General features: G+C 67.6%; 6 protein-coding genes. 1 reads left to right on the forward strand and 5 read right to left on the reverse strand.

From position 1 onward, the window contains the following. The 3 genes from AB0C69_RS35630 to AB0C69_RS35640 all read right to left on the reverse strand — a co-directional run. Positions 1-388 (reverse strand): type VII secretion system-associated protein (locus AB0C69_RS35630; RefSeq protein ID WP_360359718.1); only part of this gene is annotated, 388 nt, incomplete at its 3' end. Then, the gene (locus AB0C69_RS35635) at positions 381-815 is read right to left on the reverse strand and encodes a hypothetical protein (protein ID WP_360359721.1); all 435 of its coding nucleotides are present in this window, start codon (positions 813-815) and stop codon (positions 381-383) included. The genes AB0C69_RS35635 and AB0C69_RS35630, both read right to left, overlap by 8 nt. Position 816: 1 nt before the next feature. Beyond that, positions 817-2,493 (reverse strand): hypothetical protein, encoded by a 1,677-nt coding sequence (locus AB0C69_RS35640; protein ID WP_360359724.1) that lies wholly within the window; start codon positions 2,491-2,493, stop codon positions 817-819. A gap of 395 nt (positions 2,494-2,888) precedes the next feature. Here AB0C69_RS35640 and AB0C69_RS35645 point away from each other — a divergent pair, with 395 nt between their 5' ends. Then, positions 2,889-4,352, forward strand: coding sequence for a hypothetical protein (locus tag AB0C69_RS35645; protein WP_360359727.1), 1,464 nt, complete (start codon positions 2,889-2,891; stop codon positions 4,350-4,352). Positions 4,353-4,419: 67 nt separating this feature from the next. On the opposite strand, the gene AB0C69_RS35650 is transcribed toward AB0C69_RS35645, so the two are convergent. Beyond that, positions 4,420-5,184 carry a DUF981 family protein gene (locus tag AB0C69_RS35650; protein WP_360359730.1) on the reverse strand — a complete coding sequence of 255 codons (765 nt, stop codon included), beginning with the start codon at positions 5,182-5,184 and terminating at the stop codon, positions 4,420-4,422. 768 nt (positions 5,185-5,952) lie between these two features. Continuing rightward, positions 5,953-6,789 (reverse strand): dihydrolipoamide acetyltransferase family protein, encoded by an 837-nt coding sequence (locus AB0C69_RS35655; protein WP_360359733.1) that lies wholly within the window; start codon positions 6,787-6,789, stop codon positions 5,953-5,955. Positions 6,790-6,887 lie beyond the last annotated feature (98 nt).

A 6,887-nucleotide genomic window follows, 5' to 3' on the forward strand; every position in this document is an offset into this window, starting at 1 on the left:
CGTCGATCTCATGAACCCAGACGGAGCCGCCGTCTCCTTCGGGACCGGTGGCGACCAAAACCTCGGAGGATCGCAACCGGGCAAGCGCTTGACTTTCGTCTCCGTACCCGGCTACGACGAGTTGGATCGCAGCGTCCAGCGGGTCGGTCGGCTCGGGAAAGCCGAGCACTTCAGGTGAAGGCCGGTAGCCAGAATTCTTTTTGAAAGAGTTCGTTATGTTGCCCTCTTCGTCGATGCTCCATGCTCCGACGATGCCGTACGCGGGAACGTCGTCGTCGGGGTCGAAGAAGGGGTCGATCTCGTACAGCCAGGATCCGGGGTGCTGATTGGCGTACTCCAAGGCCTCCGGTGAACTGGGCGGTGTGAGGGCGCCGTCGTTGTCAGTCATCGGAACCAACCCAATCGCTGAAGTAGCGGATCTGTTCGTCAACGGGGACCACGGATTCGCAGGAGGCCGGATCGAAAATATAGATCATGTTCCGGCGCGTCGGCCGCTTGAAGAGGCTGGTCAGCATCTTCAGTCCGCGCCTGGGCGGGAGGACGTACAGCATCCTACCGCCGCCCATATCTCTGGACATCCCCGAAGGGTGGGCGTCGCGCCTCGCGCCGTTCACGCACAACTTGATGCCTTCGGCATCAGTTTGCCGACGTATCTTCTGAAATGCCGCGAAGAGGTCGTCTGCTTCCGAGTTCCACTCCCGACCGTCCTCGGCGCGCAACGTCAGCAGCCACGGCGGCCCCTCCTCCGAAGCCGACACGGTCCAGTTGCCGCGCACGCCATCCGCGGTCAGTACCGGAATAGACTCGGACTGCATGTCACCTTCCTTGGAAGTACGGATTCTCGACTACCTTGCCAGTGTAGGAGAGTCCCTTCACCTCGCGAGCCCGTTTGATGTGCTCACGGGGGATATGGTCGAGGTAGGCCATCTCTTTCTCGGACTGCCCCCAGAGGACGAGGCGGTACCTTAGGCCCAGCGCCTTGTTGACATTGATGGCGGGCTCGGGGGATTCGATTTCATATACCCAGCCATGAAGCTTTCTCTTGTTGCCCTGAACGGCGACCGTAAACGGCTTGGCCGCGTCCTCTGTCATCGAGGTGCCGATGAATCTCGACGGCTCGTTGAGTTCCGCATACCTCTTCAGGTCGTTACTCGTTCCGCGTGCGCGGAAGCCGTCTCCGTTGAGGAAGATCTCGTCGGGGCTCCTGGTATCCCCTCGAAACACCCGCTGGGGATTCTTTACCGCTCTTCTGTACTTTTCAAGCGGGTCATCGTGAGAGCGGGCTCTTTCTTGGTCCCCATCTCGCCCCTTATCGCCGTCCTTGCTCTGCGAGTCGGGGGCGCCGGCGCCCATGGGATCGTCCTCACCACGGTCTTGCTCGCCGTCGTCGGGTCCGTCGGGACCTTCGTCTGCCGGTTCCTGGGCGGTGCCGTCCTTCAGCTCCTTCGGCTCGGGCCCTAGATGGTTGTGATCGCCTAGCGGGGACTCGGGTTCTTCGAAGACGCCGGGTTCGGGGTGGAGTGGCGGCTCGCCGTCGGAGGGTTCGGGTGGTGTTTCGGGGGCCGGCTCGGTTTTGGGGGCCGGCTGGGCATCTCCGAGTTGCTCGCCGGTCTCGGCGGGGGGCTTTCCGTCCGCATCCTCGGGGTTCGTTTCGGCCGGGCGTTCGACGTCCTCCGCTCGGTTGTCGAGGATGCCGTGGTCGAGCGGTTGTGCGTCCTGCGGAGGCGTCTGGCCGTCGCCGTCGTCCGGCTCTGGTGTGACGTCGGCCGGCTCGTCGGTGCCGGAAGTCTCCGGGGCCGGGGGCTGGTCATCCCGTGGCTTCGGGTGGCTCGGCATGTCCTGCTCGCCGAGTGGCTGTTCGCCGGGGGCAGCCGGGTCTGTGTTGTCCGGTTCGCGGTTGTCGTCGGCGGGAGGTTCTGCCTCGGCCGGGCGCTCTTTCGGTGTGACCGGCGGGTCGGGCTCGGCCGCGTCCGCTTCGTTTTCGTCGGTTTCGAGCTTCTCGCCTCGGGCTATCGCCATCGAATCCGCGCGGGGTGTGCCGGAGGTGCCGGGAGGTCGCTCGGCGTGGGGTTCGGGTGTGCTCGGTGTGGTCTCGGCTGGGGGCTCCGGCTTCTCGCCTCGGGCGATGGCTAGGGAGTCGGCGCGGGGTGTGCCGGTTCTGTTGGGGTCGTCGTTGGGGTCGTTGCTGTTCTCGGCTCGGATGCTGCGGGCGGGTGGCGGCGTCTCGCGGTTCTCGTTCGGGGGTTCTGGTTTTTCGCCTCGGGCGATGGCTAGGGAGTCGGCGCGGGGTGTGCCGGTTCTGTTGGGGTCGTCGTTGGGGTCGTTGCTGTTCTCGGCTCGGGCGCTGCGGGCGGGCGGGGGCGTCTCGCCCTTCTGGTCTGTCGGCTGCTGCGTGGCGGCGCGGCCGTCCGGGTTGGACTTCTGCCCGGGCGGGCCGGGCTGGTCGTCGGTCTCCACCTTGGTGTCGGTCCTGGTGGGATGCTCGACGCCCACGCTTCAGCCCTTCCGCAGATGAAACTCGACCACGGTCAATGCATCGCTCGTACTGCCGGATGTTTCCGATGGCGTGCGGGGCTGACGTCCGGTCACATCGACTGCCCATTGAAGCGTGATTGTTGGAGATTGGCACGCTTCGCTGATCGCAGAGGCGAATGTCTCTTTCGAAAGCGCGGCAGGCTCATCGATGGTCCGCGTCTTCGGCGGCGCTGTCTTCGGCCGCTGTCGAAGAGTGGCATCGCGTGCCGGTAACTCCGGCGACTTGCAGGTTTGGCTGCGGGAGTTCGCTCGATGATGTCCTGCGTCCTCGCTGGGGTTCTGGCGGGGGGTGGGGTGGTTGACTACTGTTGCCCGCGTCCCTCGCCCGTCCCCCTCCCCCGAGCGGATGAACGATGCGTGCGCTGCCCCTCGCCGTCTCTTCCATCGGCCTGCTGCTCGTGGCCGGATGCGCCGATGCCGATCTGGCCGAGAAGGTCGCTCCGCCGACGGTTCGCACGGGCGCCGCTCTGCCCACCGTGCAGCCCGCGGGCGCGTACGCCAAGGACGGGTGGTTCGGGGGCGCGGACGGCCTGCACGCGCGCGTGGCCATCAGGGGCGTCGAGCGGCAGGCCGCCAAGTCGGTGCTGCGCTACAGCGTGACGTCGCTGGACTCGTCGGTGAAGTCGGTCCCGTTCGAGATCGCGCTGCTGGACGCGGCCGGGCGCAGGCTCTACAAGCCCACCGGGACCACCAGCGGTTCCGGCTTCGCGCCCGGCACGACCCGCGAGATGACCGCCGACTATCCACCGATCCCGGCGACCGTCCAGAAGGTCACCGCGATCACGCCGGGGACGGCCGGGGAGTTCACCGGGATCCCGGTCGCCGCCGCGCCGGCCACGCCGTCCGCGCCGGGGACGCCGTCTGTCTCGTCCGCGTCGCCGAGTGGGTTGGCGCCGTCTTCTCCGTCGGCGTCGTCCACTCCGTCGGTCGGGGCCGAGCCGTTCATGGCGGGTGCTCCGTCCCCGATCACGACCTCCCCGTCGGCTACGGCGTCGTCCCCGCCGAGCGGGAACCCCGTGGAGCTGTACGACATCGTCGAGGAGGAGGGGCGGACCGTCTCGTCCAACGGATCGAGCGTCACGGTCGGCCTGCGTAGCGATGCCCTGTTCGAGGCTGGTTCGGCCAAGCTGACGGGCGGGGCCAAGGCCGCGTTGGACGGGGTCGCCCAGAAGGTCAAGGGGCAGGCGGCCGGAGCGCTGACGCTTGTGGCGCATGCCAATGACGCCAAGGTGTCCGGGGATCGAGCCCAGGCGCTTTTGAACGAGATGAAGACCAGGCTCGGCACTGGTTTCACCTACACGGCGAACGGGCGGCAGGACGGTGACGGGGTCGACGTCACCTACCAGCTCAAGTCGTCGGCGCCGGGTTCCGGTTCACCGGCGACCTTCCGGGCGCAGGACCGGCAGAAGATGGCGTCGCGCACGGCTCCCTTTGGAGCTGCCAAGAGGCGCCTTGAGGTCAAACCCTTCTACCGGGACGGCGCCTACATCGTCGCCGTGTTCGACATCGTGAATGAGGGGCCCGGCACCACGCCGCCAGACGCGTCCTACCCGAACCCGAGTTATCCGGGCGGAGTGTTCGGAGCGTTCTCGATCCAGGTGCCGGGCAAGAAGGACGTCTACCGCGCCGTTCGTGTCGGTCCTCCCACGCCGGGGCGTCCCACCAACTACGTCGACGCTGGACGGGTCGTGTTCCGCACCGCGGTCAACGAGCCCGTCCGCGGCTTCGTCTACCTTCCCGCCCCGCCCGGCGACGTCACGTCCGTGACTTTCGACGCCGGGCCCTTCGGCAAGGTCGAGAAGGTCCCCGTCTCCTAGCGGTGGGCCGATGACGCGGGACCGTCGGCGGCGTCAGCGGCTCCCGGCGAGCGAACCAGGCTGGTCGCTAGTAGTTGTACTTCCACTCGGCGCAGTTCTCCATGGTTCCCTGCACGCACTTGTTGATCATCAATCCTGGATGGGTGTACTCGTTCAGCGTGCTGAAGACCAGGAAGAACAGACCGGACGCGAAGAACAGCGTGATGACGACGGTCGCGACGCGGCCCCCGAGGTCACGAACGGCGCCGATGAGAAGGATCGTGGCGATGCCGGCGAGTGCGTAGACCAGGCCGAAGGAGTTGTTCTCGATCCACGCGATGTGCCCGAGACGCCCGGTGATGGGCTCTGACGCGGGCGCGCCCCCCACCAGATTGAACCGGACGATGGCGGCGGCGTTGCCCAGCAGGTTGAGGCCGGCGGCCAGGACCAGCAGATACACCGGAGAGAAGGTTCCGCGCGTGGTCGCCGTGAACCGGTAGAGCTCGGTCTCCCCCCGCTTCGCGCCCGTCGGCTCCTGCAGCGTGTCGCCGTGCACCCAGAGATAGAGGGCGGCGGCACCGAGCAGGACGCCGAACCAGAACAGTGGTCCGCCGAACACCATGTTGATCTCGGGCTTGGCCGTGAACGGGCCGGTGGTGATGGCGTCCCAGCTCAGAGAGGTCAGGATGAGGGAGCCGGCGCCGAACGTCAGCGCCCACCCCCTGGCCCACAGCCGGTCGCCGCGTCGTGCCAGGAAGAGGAACACGGCCAGCGCGATGAGGGATGCTCCCGCCGCCTCGCCCATGATCGTGTTGTGCATGATCATCGGTTCGGCGGCCTCTGGCTGCGCCATCACATGCCTGCTCAATGATTCCAAGGTGTGTCCCTTTCCAATGATCTCGGTTTTGGGCGCGCGGAACACGGTTCCTCGCATGATGAGGTTCTTTGCCGGGAAGCGAGCAGCGGTCACCCGGCGGTGCGAAAGCGCTCCGTTTCGGCGGGTGTCCGCAGCCGTCGGTTTCCGCCTACCCGGAGTGGGGGCTCGACCACAGCGGCGCCTGGTATCGGTCGCCGGAGGGTCGGTCCTTTTTGGGAAAGGCCGGTTATGGGAGACGGCCGTCCCGTGAGTCTTGAGGCCCGGTCATGAGATCACGGACTTCAGGAATGGGGGGTGACGCCGTACTGGACGCGACGTAACGTCCAGCGCATGGGGGAGACCGCATGGTCAGAGCCGATGCGGGCCGCGTTCGGACGTCTCCCCGGCGCAGCGGAGACCCATTGCCATGGCAGGGTGGGACTGGGTGCGGGGGTCGGCAATCGTAGACAGGCAGTCGTCATGCTTCTCGATCAGGTAGGGAACGGGAATCTCCTTCTGGAGAGGCCCGCGTGTCCTTTCTTCCCGTCCGTTCGAGATTGGAGGTTTCGCGTAGCTGGCGAGTGTACTGGGCAGGGGTGATCAGGGGCAATGCTCACACCTATGGATCTCACCCGGAAAAGGAAGAATCTTTCGCCGGCGCGACGCAGTCATCCTGAATGCGCCAGGGACTGCGTGGGGCCGGTGCCGATCGCTCGGCACCGGCCCCTCGGTCCTGCCCGCCGCCCGGCGGCGACGACCCGGCGGCTACGACCAGGCGAGCATGCGGATCGGGTCTTCGAGCATGTCCCCGACGTCGCGCAGGACGCGGGAGCCCAGTTCGCCGTCCACGATGCGGTGGTCGAACGAGAGCGCCAGCGTGGTCACCTTGCGGATCGCCAGCTCGCCCTCGTGCACCCACGGCATGTCCCGGACCTGGCCGAACGCCAGGATCGCGGCCTCGCCCGGGGTGAGGATCGGGGTGCCGGCGTCCACCCCGAACACGCCGACGTTCGTGATCGTGATCGTCCCGCCGGACAGGTCGGTGGGGGACGCCTTGCCCGCGCGGGCCTTCGCCGCCAGCTCGTTCAGGGCGCGTGCGAGGCCCGGCAGGTCGAGCTCGTGCGCGTCCTTGATCTTGGGGACGATGAGGCCGCGCTCGGTGGCCGCCGCGATCCCCAGGTTCACGTAGCGCTTGACGACGATCTCCGCGCCGTCCGGGCCGTCCGCCCACGCGGAGTTCACCATCGGGTTGCGCGCCACGGCCGTGAGCAGCGCGCGCGCCACCAGCAGCAGCGGCGACACCTTCACGTCCGCGAACTCGGGCAGCTCGCGGAGCCGCTTGACGGTCTCCATCGTCCGCGTCACGTCCACCTGGAGGAACTCGGTGACGTGCGGGGCGGTGAAGGCCGAACCGGACACCGCAGCCGCGGTGGCCTTGCGGACGCCCTTGACGGGGATCCGCTCCTCGCGCGGGCCCGCCAGGGCGGGCACGGCGGGTGCCTCGGCGCCTGACCGCGCGGCGAGGACGTCCTCGCGCGTGATCGATCCCTGCGGGCCCGACCCCGTGATGGACGTGAGGTCCACCCCGAGATCCTTGGCCATCTTGCTTCGCGTCCTTGGCCGTCCTCATCGGGGCCGCCGGTGTCGCCCTGGGCGCCCCCTGGGCCGACCCGGCCGTCGGCCTGCTCATCACGGCGGCG

It is taken from the genome of Actinomadura sp. NPDC048032 (genome assembly GCF_040653175.1).
In the GTDB taxonomy this organism is placed as follows: domain Bacteria; phylum Actinomycetota; class Actinomycetes; order Streptosporangiales; family Streptosporangiaceae; genus Spirillospora; species Spirillospora verrucosospora.